The sequence below is a fragment of the Bacillus sp. FSL W8-0116 genome (genome assembly GCF_038003825.1).
Classification (GTDB): Bacteria; Bacillota; Bacilli; order Bacillales; family DSM-4216; genus Bacillus_O; species Bacillus_O smithii.
The window spans coordinates 2,509,223-2,530,290 of the sequence record NZ_JBBOPY010000001.1 but is presented as its reverse complement, the minus strand read 5'-3'; the positions used below and the strand labels follow the sequence as shown (position 1 = coordinate 2,530,290).

The 21,068-nt window shown below is 41.4% G+C and carries 21 protein-coding genes and 1 riboswitch; of the genes, 10 read left to right on the top strand and 11 right to left on the bottom strand.

All coding sequences use genetic code 11. The features are described from left to right. Positions 1-150: 150 nt before the first annotated feature. On the top strand, positions 151-672 hold the full coding sequence (locus N1I86_RS12125; RefSeq protein WP_003353834.1) for a gamma carbonic anhydrase: 522 nt from the start codon (positions 151-153) through the stop codon (positions 670-672). A gap of 129 nt (positions 673-801) precedes the next feature. Continuing rightward, entirely contained in the window at positions 802-1,641 is an 840-nt protein-coding gene (locus tag N1I86_RS12120) for a C39 family peptidase (protein WP_341096519.1), read from the top strand. A 14-nt stretch (positions 1,642-1,655) separates the two neighbouring features. On the opposite strand, the gene asnB is transcribed toward N1I86_RS12120, so the two are convergent. The 3 genes from asnB to N1I86_RS12105 form a co-directional block, all read right to left on the bottom strand. After that, entirely contained in the window at positions 1,656-3,545 is a 1,890-nt protein-coding gene (gene asnB, locus N1I86_RS12115) for an asparagine synthase (glutamine-hydrolyzing) (protein ID WP_048623868.1), read from the bottom strand. A 363-nt stretch (positions 3,546-3,908) separates the two neighbouring features. Further along, positions 3,909-5,111 carry a methionine adenosyltransferase gene (metK, locus tag N1I86_RS12110; RefSeq protein WP_003353837.1) on the bottom strand — a complete coding sequence of 401 codons (1,203 nt, stop codon included), beginning with the start codon at positions 5,109-5,111 and terminating at the stop codon, positions 3,909-3,911. A gap of 287 nt (positions 5,112-5,398) precedes the next feature. After that, a riboswitch (SAM riboswitch) is annotated at positions 5,399-5,580 on the bottom strand. Between the two features lie 227 nt (positions 5,581-5,807). Next, the gene (locus N1I86_RS12105) at positions 5,808-6,920 is read right to left on the bottom strand and encodes an RNA-guided endonuclease TnpB family protein (RefSeq protein ID WP_003353982.1); all 1,113 of its coding nucleotides are present in this window, start codon (positions 6,918-6,920) and stop codon (positions 5,808-5,810) included. An 87-nt stretch (positions 6,921-7,007) separates the two neighbouring features. On the opposite strand from N1I86_RS12105, the gene N1I86_RS12100 reads away from it, so the two are divergent. Together N1I86_RS12100 and pckA are read left to right on the top strand one after the other, a co-directional pair. Further along, positions 7,008-7,148, top strand: a complete 141-nt coding sequence (locus N1I86_RS12100) for a ribbon-helix-helix protein, CopG family (RefSeq protein WP_003352379.1) — start codon at positions 7,008-7,010, stop codon at positions 7,146-7,148. A 321-nt stretch (positions 7,149-7,469) separates the two neighbouring features. Then, positions 7,470-9,053: a phosphoenolpyruvate carboxykinase (ATP) gene (gene pckA / locus N1I86_RS12095; protein WP_341096516.1), complete on the top strand. Its 1,584-nt coding sequence runs from the start codon at positions 7,470-7,472 to the stop codon at positions 9,051-9,053. Between the two features lie 305 nt (positions 9,054-9,358). Here pckA and N1I86_RS12090 read toward each other — a convergent pair whose 3' ends face one another. Then, the gene (locus N1I86_RS12090) at positions 9,359-10,471 is read right to left on the bottom strand and encodes an RNA-guided endonuclease TnpB family protein (RefSeq protein WP_003353982.1); all 1,113 of its coding nucleotides are present in this window, start codon (positions 10,469-10,471) and stop codon (positions 9,359-9,361) included. Positions 10,472-10,558: 87 nt separating this feature from the next. Here N1I86_RS12090 and N1I86_RS12085 point away from each other — a divergent pair, with 87 nt between their 5' ends. Further along, positions 10,559-10,699, top strand: a complete 141-nt coding sequence (locus N1I86_RS12085; protein ID WP_003352379.1) for a ribbon-helix-helix protein, CopG family — start codon at positions 10,559-10,561, stop codon at positions 10,697-10,699. A 313-nt stretch (positions 10,700-11,012) separates the two neighbouring features. Next, positions 11,013-11,891: an IS982-like element ISGsp1 family transposase gene (locus N1I86_RS12080; RefSeq protein WP_004439648.1), complete on the top strand. Its 879-nt coding sequence runs from the start codon at positions 11,013-11,015 to the stop codon at positions 11,889-11,891. A 634-nt stretch (positions 11,892-12,525) separates the two neighbouring features. Here N1I86_RS12080 and N1I86_RS12075 read toward each other — a convergent pair. Continuing rightward, the gene (locus N1I86_RS12075) at positions 12,526-12,768 is read right to left on the bottom strand and encodes a DUF2584 domain-containing protein (protein ID WP_003352726.1); all 243 of its coding nucleotides are present in this window, start codon (positions 12,766-12,768) and stop codon (positions 12,526-12,528) included. Between the two features lie 45 nt (positions 12,769-12,813). After that, entirely contained in the window at positions 12,814-13,539 is a 726-nt protein-coding gene (locus N1I86_RS12070) for an alpha/beta hydrolase family protein (protein WP_081473002.1), read from the bottom strand. A 332-nt stretch (positions 13,540-13,871) separates the two neighbouring features. Between N1I86_RS12070 and N1I86_RS12065 the strand changes: the two genes are divergently transcribed. From N1I86_RS12065 to N1I86_RS12055, 3 genes are read left to right on the top strand one after another with little or no spacing between them, the layout of a single operon-like run. Next, on the top strand, positions 13,872-14,882 hold the full coding sequence (locus N1I86_RS12065) for an ABC transporter substrate-binding protein (protein ID WP_003352724.1): 1,011 nt from the start codon (positions 13,872-13,874) through the stop codon (positions 14,880-14,882). Between the two features lie 13 nt (positions 14,883-14,895). After that, on the top strand, positions 14,896-15,666 hold the full coding sequence (locus N1I86_RS12060) for an ABC transporter ATP-binding protein (RefSeq protein ID WP_340397592.1): 771 nt from the start codon (positions 14,896-14,898) through the stop codon (positions 15,664-15,666). After that, positions 15,659-16,462 carry an ABC transporter permease gene (locus N1I86_RS12055; RefSeq protein WP_040340875.1) on the top strand — a complete coding sequence of 268 codons (804 nt, stop codon included), beginning with the start codon at positions 15,659-15,661 and terminating at the stop codon, positions 16,460-16,462. The genes N1I86_RS12060 and N1I86_RS12055 overlap by 8 nt, the downstream gene beginning before the upstream one ends. Here the strand turns inward: N1I86_RS12055 and ytkD are convergent. The 3 genes from ytkD to N1I86_RS12040 form a co-directional block, all read right to left on the bottom strand. Further along, a complete protein-coding gene (ytkD, locus tag N1I86_RS12050) occupies positions 16,459-16,941 on the bottom strand; it encodes an RNA deprotection pyrophosphohydrolase (protein WP_327803782.1) in 483 nt (160 codons plus the stop codon). The genes N1I86_RS12055 and ytkD overlap by 4 nt on opposite strands. A 77-nt stretch (positions 16,942-17,018) precedes the next feature. After that, positions 17,019-17,363 carry a hypothetical protein gene (locus tag N1I86_RS12045; protein WP_003352719.1) on the bottom strand — a complete coding sequence of 115 codons (345 nt, stop codon included), beginning with the start codon at positions 17,361-17,363 and terminating at the stop codon, positions 17,019-17,021. A gap of 395 nt (positions 17,364-17,758) precedes the next feature. Beyond that, entirely contained in the window at positions 17,759-18,361 is a 603-nt protein-coding gene (locus N1I86_RS12040; RefSeq protein ID WP_270584358.1) for a YitT family protein, read from the bottom strand. A gap of 174 nt (positions 18,362-18,535) precedes the next feature. Between N1I86_RS12040 and N1I86_RS12035 the strand changes: the two genes are divergently transcribed. Next, positions 18,536-18,781: a DUF6154 family protein gene (locus N1I86_RS12035; protein ID WP_003352715.1), complete on the top strand. Its 246-nt coding sequence runs from the start codon at positions 18,536-18,538 to the stop codon at positions 18,779-18,781. A gap of 115 nt (positions 18,782-18,896) precedes the next feature. On the opposite strand, the gene N1I86_RS12030 is transcribed toward N1I86_RS12035, so the two are convergent. Both N1I86_RS12030 and ahlS read right to left on the bottom strand, forming a co-directional pair. Continuing rightward, a complete protein-coding gene (locus N1I86_RS12030; RefSeq protein WP_003352714.1) occupies positions 18,897-20,021 on the bottom strand; it encodes a zinc-dependent alcohol dehydrogenase family protein in 1,125 nt (374 codons plus the stop codon). Between the two features lie 17 nt (positions 20,022-20,038). Then, the gene (gene ahlS / locus N1I86_RS12025; RefSeq protein ID WP_327797757.1) at positions 20,039-20,887 is read right to left on the bottom strand and encodes an AhlS family quorum-quenching N-acyl homoserine lactonase; all 849 of its coding nucleotides are present in this window, start codon (positions 20,885-20,887) and stop codon (positions 20,039-20,041) included. Between the last annotated feature and the right edge of the window lie 181 nt (positions 20,888-21,068).

Genomic DNA, 21,068 nt, shown 5'->3' with positions numbered 1-21,068 from the left:
CGGCCACTTGCTGAGATAGATTTTCTCCAACGTTCACATCATGTAGCAAAAATACAGATTTGGCAAGGAAGATACCCACCACATTATACAAATCTTCTAAAATTCGATAGAATAAGGTAGAAGGAGCAATGAAAGGAGCCAAGAACGGTCATGATCTATCCTTATCACGAAAAAACGCCGAAGATCGCTGATTCTGCCTTTATCGCTGATTATGTCACCATTACGGGAGATGTTGAAATTGGCGAAGAATCCAGCGTTTGGTTCAACACCGTCATCAGAGGAGACGTTGCACCAACGATCATCGGTAAAAAAGTCAATATTCAAGACAACTCCGTACTTCATCAAAGTCCAAATAATCCATTAATATTGGAAGATGAAGTGACAATCGGCCATCAAGTGATTTTGCACAGTTGCATCATTCGTAAAAAGGCTCTTATCGGTATGGGTTCTATTATACTCGACCGCGCCGAAATTGGAGAAGGGGCTTTTATCGGAGCCGGCAGCCTTGTACCGCCGGGAAAAGTCATCCCTCCACACTCAATGGCTTTCGGACGGCCAGCCAAAGTCATCCGTCCCATAAATGAACATGATAAAAGCGAAATGGAACGAATTGTCCGGGAGTATGCCGAAAAAGCTCAGTATTATAAGCAGCTGCAAAATCAAAAGGATTAGTAGTATGTCCAAAAACCATTATCCCATTCCTGCCATCCACTTTCCAAGCAGGATCATGCGCCGGTATTGATTCAAACATCCATTTTGTTTTCCATCCGGTGCTCTCAAAAATGTTTTAGGTGGTGCTGAATGAATTTTACTTTCATGATTTTATTCTTTTTTCTCATTAGTTTAGGAATCCTTCTTCTTTTTATCATAAGATATTTCCGCGACAAATGGAAACCGACCGTTTTAATAGTGTTGCTTTTTTTCTTGTTTCTTTCAGTCTTTTTCCGGGATGAAATCAAATATTCGATTCCGTTCCAAAAATCGCTTATAGCATTTCATCATTGGACTCATTATTCTACAGCCAAAGTAAAAGAGAGTGTTTTGCTTGATTCCCCTCTCATTCCTCAATTGCCGGAACTGCCACGGGGATGCGAAGTGACAAGCTTAGCCATGCTCCTTCAATCAGCAGGCGTCTCCGTCGATAAAATGGAACTGGCCAAAGAAGTGAAAAAGAACCCTGCCACTTATCTAGTGGAGAATGGACTTATTTTTTTCGGCGACCCTGACAACGGATTTGTCGGCGATATGTATACGCTTTCTAAACCCGGCCTGGGAGTTTATCATAAGCCCATTTTGGAACTGGCCAATAAATATTTGCCAGAAGGCAAGAAGGCATTAGATTTGACAGGAGCGGATTTTGAAGAATTAAAAGTCCATCTTTCCGACGGCCGCCCAGTTTGGGTTATCATCAATACCACTTACAATAAGCTGCCGGACAGCGCGTTTCAAACTTGGCATACGGAGAGCGGAAAAATAAAAATTACCTATAAAGAACACTCGGTATTAGTCACCGGCTATGACGATCAGTATGTGTATTTTAACGATCCACTAACCAATGTAAAAAATCAAAAAGCACCCATTGACTCCTTTGAAAAAGCATGGGTGCAAATGGGGAGACAGGCCATTACCTATCTCCCCTAGTTTTTTACCCATTATTACACAAGCTGCATTTCCCGTTGTTTTTGTGTTTGAAATTCATATTTGCCTTCTACATATACAGCATGCCAAATCATAAAAATAAGAACGGTCCAAATTTTACGGCTGTTATCTTTTTTTCCTTGGCAATGTTCTTCCAGTAAATCTAATACATATTGCTTGTTAATAAGATGCCCCGTTTCGCTTTCTTTAATAATGGTTACAGCCCAATCATGCATTTCTGCTTTCAGCCAATGGCGAATTGGCACCGGGAATCCCAGTTTCTTTCTATTTAATACATGATCAGGGACAATTCCTTCCGCAGCTTTTCGAAGGATGTATTTGGTCGTGCCATGAGCGGTTTTATAGCGCGTTGGAATTTTGGACGCCACTTCAAATACTTCTTTATCAAGGAATGGAACGCGCAATTCCAAAGAATGGGCCATTGTCATTTTATCTGCCTTTAACAAAATGTCACCGCGCAGCCATGTATGAATATCAATATACTGCATGCGATCGACATCGTCATAACCGACTGTTTCTGCATAAAATGGCTTTGTAATGTTGGTATATTCAAGGCCGTCGCGATATTGTCGCAATAGTTTCCGTTTTTCCTCTTCTCCAAACATCTTCGCATTACCGATGTACCGTTCTTCCATCGGCGTAACGCCGCGTTCAATAAAGCTTTTTCCTTTCACACCATCAGGCAAAATGGAAGCCAACAATCGAAGCAATTTTTTCCCAACTTCCGGTATGTTTTGAAAAACAGCCAATGATTGCGGTTCACGATAAATATTATAGCCGCCGAAAAGTTCATCTGCTCCTTCTCCTGATAATACGACTGTTACATGTTTTCTTGCTTCGCGAGCCACGAAGTACAACGGAACACAAGCCGGATCGGCCAGCGGATCATCCATATGCCAAATAATCTTCGGCAGTTCTTTCATATATTCTTCCGGTGTGATCACGTAGCTAATATTTTCCACACCCAATTTTTCCGCTGTTTCTTTAGCCACATCAATTTCACTATATCCATCGCGTTCAAATCCGACAGAGAATGTTTTAATCTTTGGATGGTATTGCTTGGCAATCGCAGCAACAAAAGAAGAATCAATTCCCCCTGAAAGGAAGGATCCAACAGGCACATCGCTTCTCATGTGTACTTTTACAGAATCAAGAAGCGCCTCACGCACCATTTTCACATATTCGTCTTCTTCGCGGTAAATCGGTTGGAAAGCGGCTTTCCAATAACGGCGAATCGTCATGTTTTCGCCGACTTTTTTAATAAAATAGTGGCCAGGTTCCAATTTTTGAATTTCCGCATGCAATGTATCAGGTTCCGGAACGTATTGATACGTAAAATAATGTTGAGCGGCATTCGCATTTAAGCTGCTTTCTTCACTGGCAAGCAAAATGCTCTTCTTTTCGGAAGCAAAAAAAGTACGTCCTCCTTCTTCTTTATAAAAAAACGGTTTAATGCCGAACGGATCTCTTGCACCGAACAACACTTGTTCTTCTTTATCCCAGATCACAAAAGCGAACATACCGCGAAGCTTTTCTACAGCTTTTTCTTTTAGGCGGCTGTACAAAGCGACGATGGTTTCTGTGTCAGACGAAGTAGCAAATTCAACGCCTTCTTTTAAAAGTTCTTCTCGTAATTCCACATAATTGTAGATCTCGCCATTAAAAATAATCCAATATCGTTCATTTTCAAATGACAGCGGTTGGTTTCCGTTTTCAAGGTCAATAATACTTAAACGTCGAAATCCTAATTGAACGTGTTCATCTTGATAAAATCCATCATGATCAGGACCACGGTGATAAATGATATCGTTCATTAATTTAAATTGTTCTTCCGTTAATTTCGGATAATCTTTATGATCATAAACGCAACCGATAAAGCCGCACATGACTATCACCTTTCTGTAATTTAAGTTCACATTACTAGTTTAACGAAATTGTGAATCTTGGCAAGGAATTTATTTCATGAATAATTTCCATTTCATTCCGGAAGTCCAAAATAAAATCACTTCCAATACATCAACAGGAAAAGCGTCCAAGGTCAAAAGTCGAATTTTTTATCAGTCCTTTTCTAGTTGTAGGAGAGTTTGCCTATTGGAATGTTGTATAAGTATCCCCTTTTTCACGATGATTCATCAATTGTACCATTTATTCTCCACTATAGATGGCCACAATACTTGGATTCATTAAAAAATCTTCACGTTCAAATGAAAAAGGAGCTACAGCTAAAAGTGTAACTCCTGTACATTTGTCTATTGATTTAATGCTTGTTCGCGAAGCGTTTGGGCTTTATCTGTTTTTTCCCAAGGAAGGTCCAAATCGGTGCGTCCGAAATGGCCGTATGCAGCTGTTTGTTTGTAGATTGGGCGACGCAGATCAAGCATTTTGATAATTCCAGCTGGACGCAGGTCGAAGTTCTTTCTCACGACGTCTACCAATACATCTTCCGATACAGCTCCAGTTCCGAATGTATCGATGGAAATCGATACCGGCTGAGCTACCCCAATCGCATAAGCAAGCTGTACTTCACACTTTTCTGCCAGTCCAGCTGCCACAATATTTTTAGCTACATAGCGGGCAGCATAGGCTGCAGATCGGTCTACTTTCGTCGGATCTTTCCCAGAAAAAGCTCCTCCACCATGTCTTGCGTAGCCGCCGTAAGTGTCTACGATAATTTTCCGTCCCGTTAATCCGGCGTCACCTTGAGGTCCTCCAATAACAAAACGGCCGGTCGGATTGATGAAATATTTCGTTTCATTATCGATCAATTCTTTTGGAACAATTGGGTCAATAACATGTTCTTTAATGTCGCGCTGAATTTGCTCTAACGTGATTTCCGGATGATGTTGGGCCGAAATGACAATCGTATCGATGCGCACAGGCTTGTCGTTTTCATCATATTCAACCGTTACTTGAGTTTTTCCGTCCGGACGCAAGTAAGGAATAATCTCTTCTTTGCGCACTTTTGTCAACCGGCGGGATAAAGAATGGGCTAAAGAAATAGGAAGCGGCATTAATTCTTCCGTTTCATTGCAGGCAAATCCGAACATCAAACCTTGGTCGCCCGCGCCAATCGCTTCAATTTCTTCATCCGTCATCGATCCTTCTCTTGCTTCCAAGGCGCGGTCCACCCCTTGAGCAATGTCGGGAGATTGTTCATCGATAGACGTCAAGACACCGCAAGTATCTGCGTCAAATCCGTATTTCGCCCGGGTATAGCCAATATCCCGCACCGTTTGGCGTACAATTTTGGGAATATCCACATAAGAAGACGTCGTAATTTCTCCAGAAACCAGCACAAGCCCAGTTGTTACTGAAGTTTCAGCAGCTACCCTTGCGTTCGGGTCTTTTTCGAGAATAGCATCGAGAATGGCATCAGAAATTTGGTCGCAAATTTTATCCGGATGCCCTTCGGTGACAGACTCTGAAGTGAAAAGACGGCGTTTTTTTGACATCAAAGTTCCTCCTATCGCAGTTTCGATCAATTCCATTTCCTTCTTTTAACCCGCCAGTTAAGGTCTTGACAACAGAGAAAGTAAGCCTTATCTTTTTGGGGTCAAAACATTTGAAAATGGATGTTCGCTTTATTTTTAAACGGTACTCGTTTCCTTTCGTAGTATGGTATGATTGCCCGTTTCCAAAGGACCGGCAATCTCAATGGTCCAGCGCCAAACTCAATCAAAAAGAAAAACCTTTCCCAAAAGAATGCAGAGGAAAGGTTTTTGGTTACATGCGCCTTTCACTCTTATCGTTCAAGGTATTTACACCTTGCATCAGGTTAGCACCTTTCTCACAAGCCCCTCGCGTCGCCGGTACGACATAAGAAGCATGTCCTTTTACCTGACGGCTTCAAAATCATCGCTTGTCGTTGAGAAGGTTGCCGGGTTTCATCGGGCCTGTCCCTCCGCCAACTCAGGATAAGAGTATCCGTTCAATGTTAAACTATAACGTAGAAACCAAACGGGTGTCAACAAATTTTTGTCTTTCCGTTGACGCAATGTTTTCTTCCTGAAATAGAAATAAATTCTATTGTGAACTACCCTCCACTTATCAACCTTACGGTTCGATTGAAGTGGGGGCTTCTCGGGTAATCCCGTCTAATGACAGAAAATTGACCGAGCTAACCCTCTCGTTCCGAAAGTTATTATTCTTTATGCTAATAAGCGTAATCCCTCATTTTTGATATTGATTGCTGAATTGTGATCGCGATCTAATACAAAGCCGCAAGAACATTTATATACACGTTCAGATAATGGCATTTCTTTTTCCTTGCCGCAACATGAACACTTCTTAGTGGAGGGAAACCACTTATCAATTTTCACAAGTTGTTTCCCCTGTTCTTTTAGCTTATACGCTAAGAAAGTAGTGAACATCCCCCAGCCGTTATCATGAACGCTTTTTCCAAAGTTGAGGGCTTGAGACATGCCTTTCATGTCTAAGTCCTCAATAATCACAGCGTCATAGTTTGTTGCTAATTCTTTTGACTTATGATGAAGAAAGTTTCTGCGCTGATTCGCTGTCTTTTCATGTAGCTTAGCCACTTTCAGGTGTTGTTTTTCCCATCTTGCAGAACCTTTCTTTCTTCGAGAAAGAATTCGTTGTGCTTTTGCTAATTTATCTAAGGCTTGCCGATAGTAACGTGGGTAATTGGCTTTCTTACCCTGTTCACTCTCGACATATAGACCATCCATAGCAAAATCCAAACCAACAACTTTCTGTATTTTAACTGGACGAATATCTTTCTCATATTCTGTCAAAATTGAAATGTAGTATTTGCCTGTCTTTGTTTTAGAAATAGTGCAAGATTTGATTTTATAATCAGCAGGTATCTCTCTATGCTGTTTCATTTTTATTGGCTTTTTGATTTTTGGCAGTTTGATATGACCATTTTCTAGCTTAATATTTCCGTTGACCATATTAGTTGTATAGGATTGTTTTGCTTTACGATTTTTGAACTTTGGAAAATCCGCATTTCCTTCAAAGAAATTCTTATAAGCAGTCTGTAAGTTCATTTGTGCATTTGCCAAAGCTAAAGAATCCACTTCTTTTAGGAATGGAAATTCACTTTTATATTTTGCAGGGGTCGGAAACTTTTGCTTTTTAAGCAATTCTTTATCATCCTTGAACTTTTCATACGTTTCTTTGCGTTCAGCTAACATCTTATTGTAGACAAAGCGAACACAACCAAATGTCTTAGCTAATAATGCGGATTGTTCTTTGTTTGGTAACAAACGAAACTTGAAAGCTTTGTTTTGCTTGGCCATATCAATTCACCTCACTTTGTGCGGAAAAATTTCGTATATATTGATTATACCGTAAAAAATCCGTACAATCAATATGAGGTGATAATCATGAGAGAAGAGAAAGAACGTGTAGAAATTCGTATGCCTAAGACGATATTAGAAAAATTGGAGCAATATCAAAAAGAAAATGGGATTCCAACTAGAACAGCCGCAATCTTAGAATTGTTGAGAAAGGGATTGGAAAAATAACTTTGGCTAAAGCCAACCGAAATTCATCTCCCACCTACTCATTGGTGCTATTCACACCTTCACATTCCTAAAGGATGGGAGACTTCTTTCGGAAAGACGTTAAAACCTGAACCAAAAAACTCTGAATCATATCCTGTTTCTCCCTTTTTTCTTCCTTTTATATAGTATAGAATAGGCATGCCAATTAAGGAAAAGATGAAAAAAAATAGACAAAAATTTACGATAAATAGTATAGACTAATCGAATAAAAGTGTTATACTATTTCTTAAGTAAACTCGAAAATAACATCTAAAAATAAAAACAAAAGGATGGTTATTATTTATGAATTCTGTCATTTCGAATGAAATTTTGGAATTAGTTAAGGGATCCAATGTCCATGTTCAATTATCTGTCCCACAACTGGTTGAAAAAGTCCTTTCCAGAAAAGAAGGCGTATTAACTGCTTCCGGCGCCGTTCGCGCTCAAACCGGAAAATATACCGGGAGATCACCAAAAGACAAATACATTGTAAAAGAGCCATCAACCAAAGACAAAATAGACTGGGGACCGGTGAACCAGCCGATTTCTCCAGAAGTTTTTGATAAATTATACCATAAAGTCATTCGTTACTTAAAAGAACAAGAAGAAATTTTCGTATTTAAAGGATTCGCCGGCGCCGATCCATCTCATCGCCTTCCGATTCAAGTAATCAATGAATACGCATGGCATAATCTTTTTGCCCATCAGCTTTTTATCCGTCCGACGGAAGAAGAATTAGCGGGTCATCAGGCGGAATTTACCATTCTTTCGGCCCCTAATTTTAAAGCTGATCCTGAAGTTGACGGAACGAGATCAGAAACTTTTATCATTATCTCTTTTGAACGCAAAGTCATATTGATTGGCGGGACTGAATACGCCGGAGAAATGAAGAAATCCATTTTTTCGATCATGAATTATCTCTTGCCGGAATCCGGCGTCTTATCGATGCACTGCTCGGCCAATGTCGGTTTTGAAGGAGACGTTGCTCTGTTCTTCGGGCTTTCCGGAACGGGAAAAACCACTTTATCCACAGACCCGAACCGCCGTTTAATAGGAGATGACGAGCACGGATGGTCATCTACAGGAGTCTTTAATATGGAGGGCGGCTGCTACGCAAAATGCATTGGGCTTTCCGAAGAAAAGGAACCGCAAATTTATCATGCGATCCGCTTTGGGTCCGTTCTTGAAAATGTAGTATTGGATGAAAATACTCGGATTCCGGATTATAACGACTCTTCCTTGACAGAAAATACTCGTGCCGCCTATCCAATTGACGCGATCGATAATATTGTCGTTCCTAGTATTGCAGGTCATCCAAACACGATTATCTTTTTGACCGCAGACGCTTTCGGTGTTCTGCCCCCTATCAGCAAATTGACAAAAGAACAGGCCATGTACCATTTTCTAAGCGGATACACATCCAAATTATCCGGTACGGAAAGGGGCGTTACCTCGCCTGAAGCAACATTCTCCACATGCTTTGGAGCGCCATTCTTGCCTCTTCCGGCTACACGATACGCTGAAATGCTCGGTGAAAAAATCGATGAACATAATGTGCAAGTCTATTTGGTCAATACCGGATGGACAGGCGGAGAATACGGCGTCGGATCCCGAATGAAACTATCCTATACACGTGCAATGGTTCAAGCCGCTTTAGAAGGCGAATTAGCTAATACCGAAACTCAGAAAGACGAAATTTTCGGTCTGGAGATCCCTCTTCATGTTCCGGGAGTGCCGGACGAAGTATTGCTGCCGAAAAAAACATGGCAGGATGAAAAAGCATATGAAGAAAAAGCACTGGAATTGGCGGCCCGCTTCCGTGAAAACTTTAAGAAATTTACCGATGTACCCGCAGAAATTGAAAAATTGGGTGGACCTATTCAATAAAGTTCTGCCGTTTGAAAGATATCCAATAATACCGAGATCCAACGTCAAACATCCCCTTCCCCCGCAAGAATTTTCTTGCGGAAGAAGGGGATAGTTGCTTTTATGATCATTTTGGTCCATTTTTCCTTTCAAAATGCCCCATCACCAACACGGTTCATGCACTTCGTAGATCAGTTGGAAGATGTGTGAACTACCCTCCACTTATCAACCTTACGGTTTGATTGAAGTGGGGGCTTCTCGGGTAATCCCGTCTAATGACAGAAAATTGACCGAGCTAACCCTCTCGTTCCGAAAGTTATTATTCTTTATGCTAATAAGCGTAATCCCTCATTTTTGATATTGATTGCTGAATTGTGATCGCGATCTAATACAAAGCCGCAAGAACATTTATATACACGTTCAGATAATGGCATTTCTTTTTCCTTGCCGCAACATGAACACTTCTTAGTGGAGGGAAACCACTTATCAATTTTCACAAGTTGTTTCCCCTGTTCTTTTAGCTTATACGCTAAGAAAGTAGTGAACATCCCCCAGCCGTTATCATGAACGCTTTTTCCAAAGTTGAGGGCTTGAGACATGCCTTTCATGTCTAAGTCCTCAATAATCACAGCGTCATAGTTTGTTGCTAATTCTTTTGACTTATGATGAAGAAAGTTTCTGCGCTGATTCGCTGTCTTTTCATGTAGCTTAGCCACTTTCAGGTGTTGTTTTTCCCATCTTGCAGAACCTTTCTTTCTTCGAGAAAGAATTCGTTGTGCTTTTGCTAATTTATCTAAGGCTTGCCGATAGTAACGTGGGTAATTGGCTTTCTTACCCTGTTCACTCTCGACATATAGACCATCCATAGCAAAATCCAAACCAACAACTTTCTGTATTTTAACTGGACGAATATCTTTCTCATATTCTGTCAAAATTGAAATGTAGTATTTGCCTGTCTTTGTTTTAGAAATAGTGCAAGATTTGATTTTATAATCAGCAGGTATCTCTCTATGCTGTTTCATTTTTATTGGCTTTTTGATTTTTGGCAGTTTGATATGACCATTTTCTAGCTTAATATTTCCGTTGACCATATTAGTTGTATAGGATTGTTTTGCTTTACGATTTTTGAACTTTGGAAAATCCGCATTTCCTTCAAAGAAATTCTTATAAGCAGTCTGTAAGTTCATTTGTGCATTTGCCAAAGCTAAAGAATCCACTTCTTTTAGGAATGGAAATTCACTTTTATATTTTGCAGGGGTCGGAAACTTTTGCTTTTTAAGCAATTCTTTATCATCCTTGAACTTTTCATACGTTTCTTTGCGTTCAGCTAACATCTTATTGTAGACAAAGCGAACACAACCAAATGTCTTAGCTAATAATGCGGATTGTTCTTTGTTTGGTAACAAACGAAACTTGAAAGCTTTGTTTTGCTTGGCCATATCAATTCACCTCACTTTGTGCGGAAAAATTTCGTATATATTGATTATACCGTAAAAAATCCGTACAATCAATATGAGGTGATAATCATGAGAGAAGAGAAAGAACGTGTAGAAATTCGTATGCCTAAGACGATATTAGAAAAATTGGAGCAATATCAAAAAGAAAATGGGATTCCAACTAGAACAGCCGCAATCTTAGAATTGTTGAGAAAGGGATTGGAAAAATAACTTTGGCTAAAGCCAACCGAAATTCATCTCCCACCTACTCATTGGTGCGATTCGCACCTTCACATTCCTAGAGGATGGGAGACTTCTTTCGGAAAGACGTTAAAAAATGATTAGAAATCGAGTAGGAGGGAGCGATTAACTCCCGTCCTCTCACACCACCGTACGTACGGTTCCGTATACGGCGGTTCAATTAAGATCATTGACGCAAACCCGTGGTGCTATATAAAACTCAGACAAGCATAAAAATAGCCCTTGCTGGCGGATCTCCAGTAGAATGAAAGTGTCACCCAACATTCGAAAGGAGAGATCCCCCATGCAAGAGCACTTTCATTTTACTACAGATCCAGCCAAACTTCAAAAACAATATGCCGCTATTTTCTGTTTTGTTTCTGCCCAACTGTCGTTGATTCAAATGTATCTTCATCGCCGCAACCGTCACTTGGTCAAGCAAGAAGACGAAGTGGTCATGGCGGTTCACCTTTTGGGGAAGCTGCTGGGCTTTTCTTCCGAACGAGCCTGGCATCGTTTTGTCACGGGAAATTTGTTCACAAACGGCTCGTTTCTTGAACGCTCCCGATACAACCGCCGCTGCCGGGCGCTTGGTTTCGCCATCAAATGGATCCGTCATGAGCTGGCGAAACGTGGCCAACACCATGCTTATGCGGTCGTCGACAGCTTGCCTCTTCCGTTGTGCCATCCCGCAAGAATGCAGCGCGTCAAGCGGTTTCGAGGGATCGCGGATATGGGGTATTGTGCTTCCAAAAAGCAATGGTACTACGGTTTCAAGCTGCATCTTCAAGTGACCAATCAAGGGCTGGCCATGGGCTATGTCGTGACGGAAGCGTCCTGCCACGACGTCAAAGCCGCTGAAACGGTGATGACTCAAATCCCTCATCCCTACAACTTTGGGGACAAAGGGTACATCAGCCACGCTCTTCGAGAAAAGCTGTACGAAGAACACCAAGCCGCGTTCTGGACACCGTCTCGACACAATCAAAAGCACGGCCCATCCAAGGCATGGGAAGAATGGATCAGGAAAAAACGCAAAGTCATCGAGACGGTGTTTTCGATTCTCGTAGACCAATACCGGATCACCGACATTCGAGCGAATTCCATGGCCGGGTTTGAAGTGGCACTCGATGGCATCTTGTTGGCTTATTCCTTGGTCACACTAGGGCTGGTTGAGCGCTGACACTCAACTAGCACCACGGGTTTGACGCAAGTCTTTATAACTTCCGTGAATAGCTGTTCTCTTTATGCCAGTGGTCACTCCACCCTCCAAGAGGTCTCCCACGGGATTCACCGCTTCCTCCCTCAAGTGAGGTACTACGTTTTCTGTGTTCATCATGACTCACTGAATACCAAGGGCTATTCTCTCTTAATTGTTCGGTCCTTCTTAGTTGTTCTAGACCAACTAATACTATGACCTCTGCTGACTTCTGACGGTTCAGCTACTTATCACTAAGTAGGTTATGAAGACCGCCAGACCTCCCCGGGTAAGTACATGCACTTTCACACCATCTATCTCATTTACTCGATATGACCTTCGACAGAAAGAGCTTTGTTTTGTTATGCAAACTCACTCCATCATACCTAGCCTTATATGAGGTTCGTGTTCCTCGGACCGGTGTTTTGCCTCCAGCTTCCTTCAGATTCCGCGTCACCACGGACACCCTTGCTCTTGGCTAACCTCTACTTCTGTCTTCGGGGTTCGGGACTTACACCCTATAGTTCATGTACATGCCGGGCGCACATAAAAAATAAGGGTGCTGTTGCGCAACCCCTTATTTTCTGCCTTTGAAAAGGTGAACAGTCTATTGATTTTTTCAGTTTGTGGAGTTTAAAGCAATAAGCCTGTATGTGATGAGAGTTTCCTGATTTTCCCATACTACTTTTTCAATCACAGCGGTACCTGAAATATCGCCATCCAACGTTTTTTTGACAGGAACAGGTACATGCAGCGGATAAAGACGATACCCTTTTTTTCTTAACTGAAATAGATTTCCTCCCACTCTTTCCTCATTTCCTTTTGTCACAATCATTGTATTCAGTTCCAGCGGCATTCCCATCGTTTATGCCCTCCCAATGAAAATATCGTTCTCTCCCTTATCCTATCACGACAGGACCTGATTTTTCATCCATTGACAAGAGGATGTCACCATTTTGCGGTTCATTGCGGGCGGAAAATAATGAGTGAAGTTCGGAAAATACCAAGTAGTCACACGTTTTCCCAATTCTTTCAGTCTTTTTTCCAAGCGGTAAGCGTGTTCAATTGATACATTTTGATCTTTTCCCCCGTGTATGATCAACACCGGACAACAAAGATTTTCTAAATGATAGATAGGTGTTCTCCACTTATATTCTTCTGGCACTTTTTTCGGACTTCCGCCGATCACCCTTTTCATCATCCTTCTTAAGTCCTTCCGCTCTTCATAAGTTAATTCCATATCTGTTACCCCGCCCCATGAAACGACCGAAGCAGCATCCCGTTTTTCAATCGCTGTCAGCAGTGCCATAACACCGCCGCGGGAAAAGCCGAAAATATGAATTCGGTCAGGATCCACCTTCGGATTTCTTTTTAACAATTCAAAACCGGAAAAAGCATCTTCACGATCTTTTCCCGCGAAATCTTCATTTCCTTCTCCTCCCTGATTCCCCCTGTAAAAAGGCGCAAATACAACAAATCCTTCTGAAGCAAATTGTGCGATTCGGGCCGGTCGAACCATACCGACGCTTTTGATCCCGCCCCGCAAGTATAATAATCCATCATACAGACCTTCTTTTTTCGGCACCGCAAGCAACCCTTTCACCCTTAAACCGCTTGACCAATAGGTAATCATAAAAAGATTCACATTTGGACTAGGAGAAGGAAAAACATATCGTTCGATGATCTGACCATCTTGCACGTTACCACCACCTTTCCCGTTCTCTTGCTTGCAGCCGTTTTTTGTTCAACTCCAAGAATTTGTTTCCACGATCCTATGTACTTTGTACTAAAACTGATAAATTACTGTTTTTTAGAAATTGAGGCAAAAAAACGGCACATCCTATTCGTTCATTTTACAGCTTTTCCTGTAACGCGTTTCAAAATGGACGTTCACACATTTTTTGCCGTCATCATAAAATAGGATGAATCAAACGTACTATAAAATGACTAAAGGAGGCATTGTCCATGTCGAGTACGTTTAAAATGTCGTTTTCCATTCTCTTTGCTGCCGTGTTAATCATTGGGTTAAGTGCTTGCCAATCGAATGAAACAACTCAAAAAACAGAAAAAATAAGAGTTGCAGAAGTGACACGATCGGTTTTCTATGCCCCCCAATACGTTGCGCTCGCCAAAGGCTTTTTTAAAAAAGAAGGATTGGACGTACAGTTAAAAACCACTTGGGGCGGCGACAAAACGATGACCGCTCTGTTGTCGGGCGGTACAGATATCGGGCTTGTAGGCTCGGAAACATCGATTTATGTCTACACTCGCGGCTCTAAAAATCCAGTTATTAATTTTGCTCAATTGACCCAAACAGACGGAACGTTCCTCATTTCCAGGAAGAAGATAGATCACTTTACATGGAGCCAATTAAAAGACTCCCGTTTTCTCGGGCAACGTAAAGGCGGTATGCCGCAAATGGTCGGAGAATACGTGTTAAAGAAAAACGGAATTGACCCGCATAAAGATCTCCATCTGATACAAAATATCGACTATGCCAACATCCCGAACGCATTCGCTTCCGGCACCGGAGACTTCGTACAATTATTTGAACCTCAAGCCTCCATTTTTGAAAAAGAAGGAAAAGGATACATCGTCGCTTCGTTCGGAAAAGAATCAGGCCATGTTCCGTATACTTCTTACATGGCGACAAAAAGCTATATGGAATCTCACCAATCTGCTGTTTCTAAATTTACCCGTGCCATCTACCAAGCTCAGCAATGGGTCGCTGACCATAACTCGAAAGAAATTGCGCAAGTCATCCACCCCTATTTTAAAGATACGGATACCGATATGCTCGCGAAAGCGATTGATCGGTATAAAAATCAAGGAACTTATGCAACTGATCCAATACTCGATCCAAAAGAATGGAATCATTTGCAATCGATCATGAAGGAAGCCGGTGAACTTCCTAAGCAAGTAGATTACAAAACTCTTGTAAACACTTCATTTGCCGAGAAAGCCATAAAAGATTAAGGAGGGGCTATTCTTGAGTTTCGTCGAAATCGATCATGTCTCTCATACTTACTTTACCCCCGAAGCAGCTTTCGAAGCTGTCCATAATATTCAAATGACCGTGGAGGAAGGCGAATTTATTTCTTTATTAGGGCCGAGCGGTTGCGGGAAAACGACCCTCCTATCGCTCATCGCAGGACTGATGACCCCGACGTATGGAACGATTTATGTGGACGGACAACATCCAAAAAATTTAAAAAATACCATCGGTTATATGCTTCAGCAAGATTACTTATTTCCTTGGAAAACCATTGAACAAAACGTTCTGCTCGGCTTAAAAGTAATGAAACAATTAAACGAAACGAGTAAAGCAAACGCCCTATCCCTTTTGGAGCAAATGGGATTAAAAAACGTTCGCAATCAAACACCCCGGCAGCTGTCGGGGGGAATGCGACAAAGAGTGGCACTAGTCCGAACATTGGCAGTCAATCCGAAACTGCTGTTATTAGATGAACCTTTTTCTGCCTTAGATTATCAAACAAAACTGAAGCTTGAGGATTTAGTTTTCCAAACGCTAAAGTCTTTTCAAAAAACGGCTATTTTAGTGACACACGATATTGGCGAAGCGATTTGTATGAGCGACAGGATCTATCTATTTTCCAAAGGTCCCGGACGAATCCATAAAGTCTTTGAAGTGCCGGATGAACTGAGATCCCTTTCTCCGCTCGAAGCAAGAAACCATTTATCCTTTACACCGTTTTTCCAAGAAATATGGAAGGAGTTGGAAAGCCTTGAAAATGGATGATCGCATTTCCTCGCTGCATCAGAACTATAAATTAAAAATCAAAAAGGAAAAACGGTTCATCACCATATGCCAGATCCTAATATTTCTTGCCTTTTTCACGATCTGGGAAGTCGCCAGCCGCCGGGAATGGGTGGATCCGCTGATCTTCAGCTCTCCCTCTAAAATTTGGCATTTGCTTCTCGATAAAATCAGCGATGCTTCCTTGTTTCACCATATGGTCGTTACTTTAACAGAAACAGCGGCGGGATTTATCATCGGGACTTTAGCCGGCACGATACTTGCCACTATTTTGTGGTGGTCTCCTTTTCTTTCCAAGATTTTGGATCCTTACCTCGTTGTGTTAAACGCGCTGCCTAAAGTAGCTCTTGGCCCGATTCTCATCGTCGCGTTAGGCCCTGGTTTTACTTCCATCATCACGATGGGAGCAGTGGTTTCCGTCATCATCACCACCATCGTTGTATATACGTCCTTTCGGGAAGTGGATCCAAACTACTTGAAAGTATTGCAGACGTTCGGAGGCACCCGGAAACAAATCTTTCAAGAAGCTGTTTTTCCATCCAGCCTCCCCGCGATCATCTCTACTTTGAAAGTAAACGTCGGTCTATCATGGGTAGGCGTGATTGTCGGAGAATATCTTGTTTCCAACGAAGGACTCGGTTATTTAATCATTTACGGGTTCCAAGTATTTGACTTTACGCTTGTACTCATGTCGTTATTGATCATTGCCGTATTGGCAGCCATTATGTATCAAGCAGTAGCCGTGTTGGAAAAATTAACGGCCAAGAATCGAAACTAAAAAGAAATGCCCTGCGATTGTTTCAAATAACGCAGCGTTTGCTGCACCACATCGTCTTTCATCAAAAAGCTGAATTTACTTGAGTTCAAATACCGATTCAAGTCCCCTTTTATTAAGACCGGGCCGTCTGTTTCCAAATAATCCTTTTTAGGAACCAACGAATCAATCATGCCGTAGCATATCGCTTTTACAAAAGGCTTTATAGGATCTTTGACCAAATATTCACCCAAATAGAGCAAATGGTTGTTCAACAGGCCGCCTGTTTCTTCCCAAACTTCCCTTTTGGCGGCCTCTTGCACCGTTTCTCCTTCTTCGATTTTTCCACCCGGAAATTCCAATCCCCTTTTCGGATGATTGGTCAAAAGCCAGCTATCGTCGTATCGGCATATAACAAGAACATGCTTTGGAGGGATGGTAAAAGCATTTTGAGAAAAACAAAGCTGCACTTCATATCCGTTTTGATCGTAAAACTTCTTCATTTTTTGGTCACACTCGATTTTCTTGGTTTTACCGATATTATACCGTGGAATGAATCGTTTCGCATTCCTTCTATTCGTTACAAATCCCCTTTTTCTTCCCAATAGCTGCCATCCAAAATCCCTATTTGTTCGATATGATTTTTGGCCTCATCATCGCCCAATTGATAAATCATTTCATAGATTTTGCGAAGATTTCGGTCATAGGCATCATTTTCCCGATCGTAATGGTATTGAACATACGGGGCGTGGCTGCGGAAAAAATTTTGCCATTCTACCGAATAATTCGATTCAAATATTTCGCGCAAGCGAGTTATTTCTTCGTCTGTGGCAAAAATCCGATAATTCCACGGGGAATCCTGAGATGTTGTGAGAATCTCCCCATTCCCAACATGTACATAGTAAGTTTTTTTCTCACCGGCCAAATGATATCCTCCTCTTTTTTTGTTGTTTTTACTTTTTTCAACTTTCTTTAAAAATATACAAGCACTTCATGTTGTCGTGCTCATAAGATCTTGTTGTAAAAAAGAAATGACTAGAATAAACGGGGATCTTTTATGAGCGAGTCCCTACCTCAACTGTACGGTTGATTCAACAAGCGGGGAACATTCTTTTATTCTTCAATGAAAGAAATAAGGGGATTAAGGAGGAGCAATGAACAAATATTAGAAGGTTAAGAAATTTTTTTCAAGGCTTTTCTAGCCGTCTAATTCAAAGTAAATCAAAAAAGTCATGCAACGAAAAAGCAATTTTTATACAGATGCACTTTTGGCTATAGCTTTTACAATGAGTAATTGAGAAAGCCATCATTTTTACTCTTTCATCTTATATAGGTAACGGATTTAAACGAAGTCAAGATACCAGCCATTGCAGCTACACTAGCTACCGTTATTAAGGAGTATAGAAGTATTTTGTCTCCTAGTATCCATAAACCGAAAAGAATAATCAATGAATCAATTAGAATGAGAAGATAACCAACATTAATCGAAGTGGATTTTGAAATTAAAAAAACAAGAAGATCAATTCCACCCGGAGAGGCATTATATCTGAGCATGATCCCTACTCCCATCCCAATTGTTAGCCCTCCCAGTAGAGCACTTGCTATAACAGGAAAATGAACTATTCCATTTAATGGAAATAACAGATCGATCATTATGGAGGTGATCATCAATCCATATAGACTATGTAAAAAATAAGAAAGGTCATACTTTAATGCCATCAAATAAATGGGAACATTTAAACATACCATCGTCATCCCCATCTTAAATCCCCATAAATATTTCACTAATAAACTAATGCCAAAGATTCCACCATTTATGATGTGGGATGGAATAATAAATGTATTAATTCCTATCCCGATCATCGTACTTCCCAACCCAATCATCAGCAATTTTTTGATCACACTCTTCACCCATGCTCTCAACTTTTTATTACTACCTATATGAGAAACTTGTCTATTCTATGCACTGTTTAAAGTGGCTCTTGACACATAGAAGACTTCTCTTTGAAAAAGATTAAATCGAATGTCAAACGGAAAAAATGGAGAATAATATTTACATGAAAAGTTTTGGAATCTGAAGTAAAGGAGGCTTTCCATATGAAATTAGTCGATGAATTATATGAACTGTATCGAGGGCGCTTGCAAGGAACGGAAGAAGATTTGGATATGATTACGTTATCCGTTTTAGAACATTTGTCTCGAAAAGAACTGCTGGATATCATCCACGATTTGCCCGATCCAGAACTGGAATATTTTTTTCGATTATATTTATTTGAAGAATTAAAGGAAAAATTTGCTCAGGAAGATGAACAGCTGTTAAAAGGAAAGCACAATTTCCACTAATTGGTTACATAAGCCATGACTTTACGGGCCGTAAAAAAAGCACATGATGACGCCCGGTAAAAAATCGCAAGACGTCATCATGTGTTTTCAATGGTGACCGATTGCAAATTCCCTATTATGGAAGGACAACCAGCCTGTTGACTTCACCATTGCTTAAGCGGTCAAATCCTTCATTGATTTGCTCCAAAGGAATAGTGCCGCTAAGAAGTTTATCAATCGGCAGTTTCCCTTGTTTATACATATCAATAAATCTTGGAATATCTCTGGAAGGAACGCAGCTTCCGACATAAGAACCTTTCATCGTTCTTTCCTCTGCCGTTAAAGTCACTTGCGTGAATGAAAACTTGTGCGAAGGGTGAGGAAGACCGGTTGTAATCGTCATTCCACCTCTTCTGGTAATTTTATAAGCCGTATCCATGGCCGGCACCGCTCCTGCCGTTTCAAACGCATAATCAACCCCTCCGTCAGTAGCGGCCTTCACGTTTTCTACTACATGCTCATCTCCTGCATTGAAAACATCCGTCGCACCAAGCTGTTTGGCGAATTCCAGCTTTTCTTGATTCAGATCAATGGCGACGATCTTTCTCGCACCAGATGCCACCGCGCCTAAAAGGGCGCTCAAACCGACTCCGCCCAACCCGACAATCGCCACGGTGCTTCCCATCTGAACTTTTGCAGTATTCACTACCGCCCCGACTCCGGTCATCACCGCACATCCGAATAATGCCAATCGTTCAAACGGTACATCCTTATCCACTTTTACAACCGAATTTCTGGCAACCACTACATATTCAGAAAAAGCCGAAACGCCGAGATGGTGATGAATATCTGAACCGTTTTCATGCAGTCTTCTTTCACCGCTCAATAGAGTACCTTGATTATTTGTTTCGGCTCCTTTTTCGCATAAAGCCGGCCGACCTTCCTGACAGGGCAGACAATGTCCGCAACTAGGAACAAAGACACAAACTACATGATCACCTTCTTGCAAATCGTCTACCCCTTCTCCGACTTTTTCTACAATTCCTGCTGCTTCATGTCCCAGTGCCATTGGTGTAGGCCGCGGTCTGTCGCCGTTAATCACAGATAAGTCTGAGTGGCATAATCCAGCCGCTTTGATTCTGACCAGGATTTCTCCCCTTTTCGGCGGATCCAGCTCCAATTCTCTTATTTTCAAAGGCTGGCTTTCTGCATATGGACGTGATAATCCCAACTCATACAATACGGCTGATTTTGTCTTCATTTTGCTAGTACATCTCCCTATTCATAATATCCTTCAGTAGACTTAATAAATGATTGAAATTGTTGGCTGTCGTGGCCAAACCATACTTGAGAATTGGTTTCTTTCGCCAATCGTTTGATTTTTTCCACTGCTTTTACATAACCTAAAGAATCATAAATAATTCCCGGAACTTTGATGGGAGGGCCATAATTTTCAGCTGAATAGACAGCATCGGAAGCTAAAATAATTCCTCCCGTACCCGGCAGTTGAACATGCAGACCTAACATCCCCCAAGCATGGCCGCTGCCAAAGTTCAAAAGCGTCACATCTTCCGCCAATTTAAGCTGGTCCTCATTTCTGCCGATGGTCTTCCACTGCAGATGGTTTTTGATCCAAGCATCAATATCAGCCCAAATATAGGCGCCGCCTTTTTGATGCTCAGCATAACATCTTAAAGCACCGTTCAATTCATCTTCATGAACGATAATCGTCGCATTTGTAAACATTTCCAAGCAGCCGGCATGGTCCAAATGCAAATGAGAAGCTACAACGTATCGGATATCTTCAGGACGCACTTTCAACTGTTCCAGCCGGTTATGTAAATAGCATTCTTCGCTCGCTTCCCAAGGAAAGGTCTTTTGGGTCATTTCTTCCCAGCGCCCTTTCACTCCCATTGAGTTCGGATTGCAAGCGGTATCAAACAAAATTTTTCCTTCCGGATGATCGATCAGTACGGTATAAATCGGAAACTCAATAAATTCCGCAGGCTGGTTGGGATGATCTACAGTAGCCGGATTATGCATGGCAACCATAAAGTTTTTATCCATTTTCATTCGGCCATTATCCAGCACATATAGCTTAGAATGCGCTTTCACAAAATTCGTCATCACAGCACCTCCATCTTTCCGTATTTACTGACGGCTCTTTCATTTTCCCAACGAATCCAATACATTCTATAATCCTCTAAATTTCAGAAATCCTTTCCCTTATCCTTTTATCACCCCTTGATTAGGATCACTAAAACCGTCCGTCATTTTTTTCCTCCAACAGATGCAAATCAAATCACTC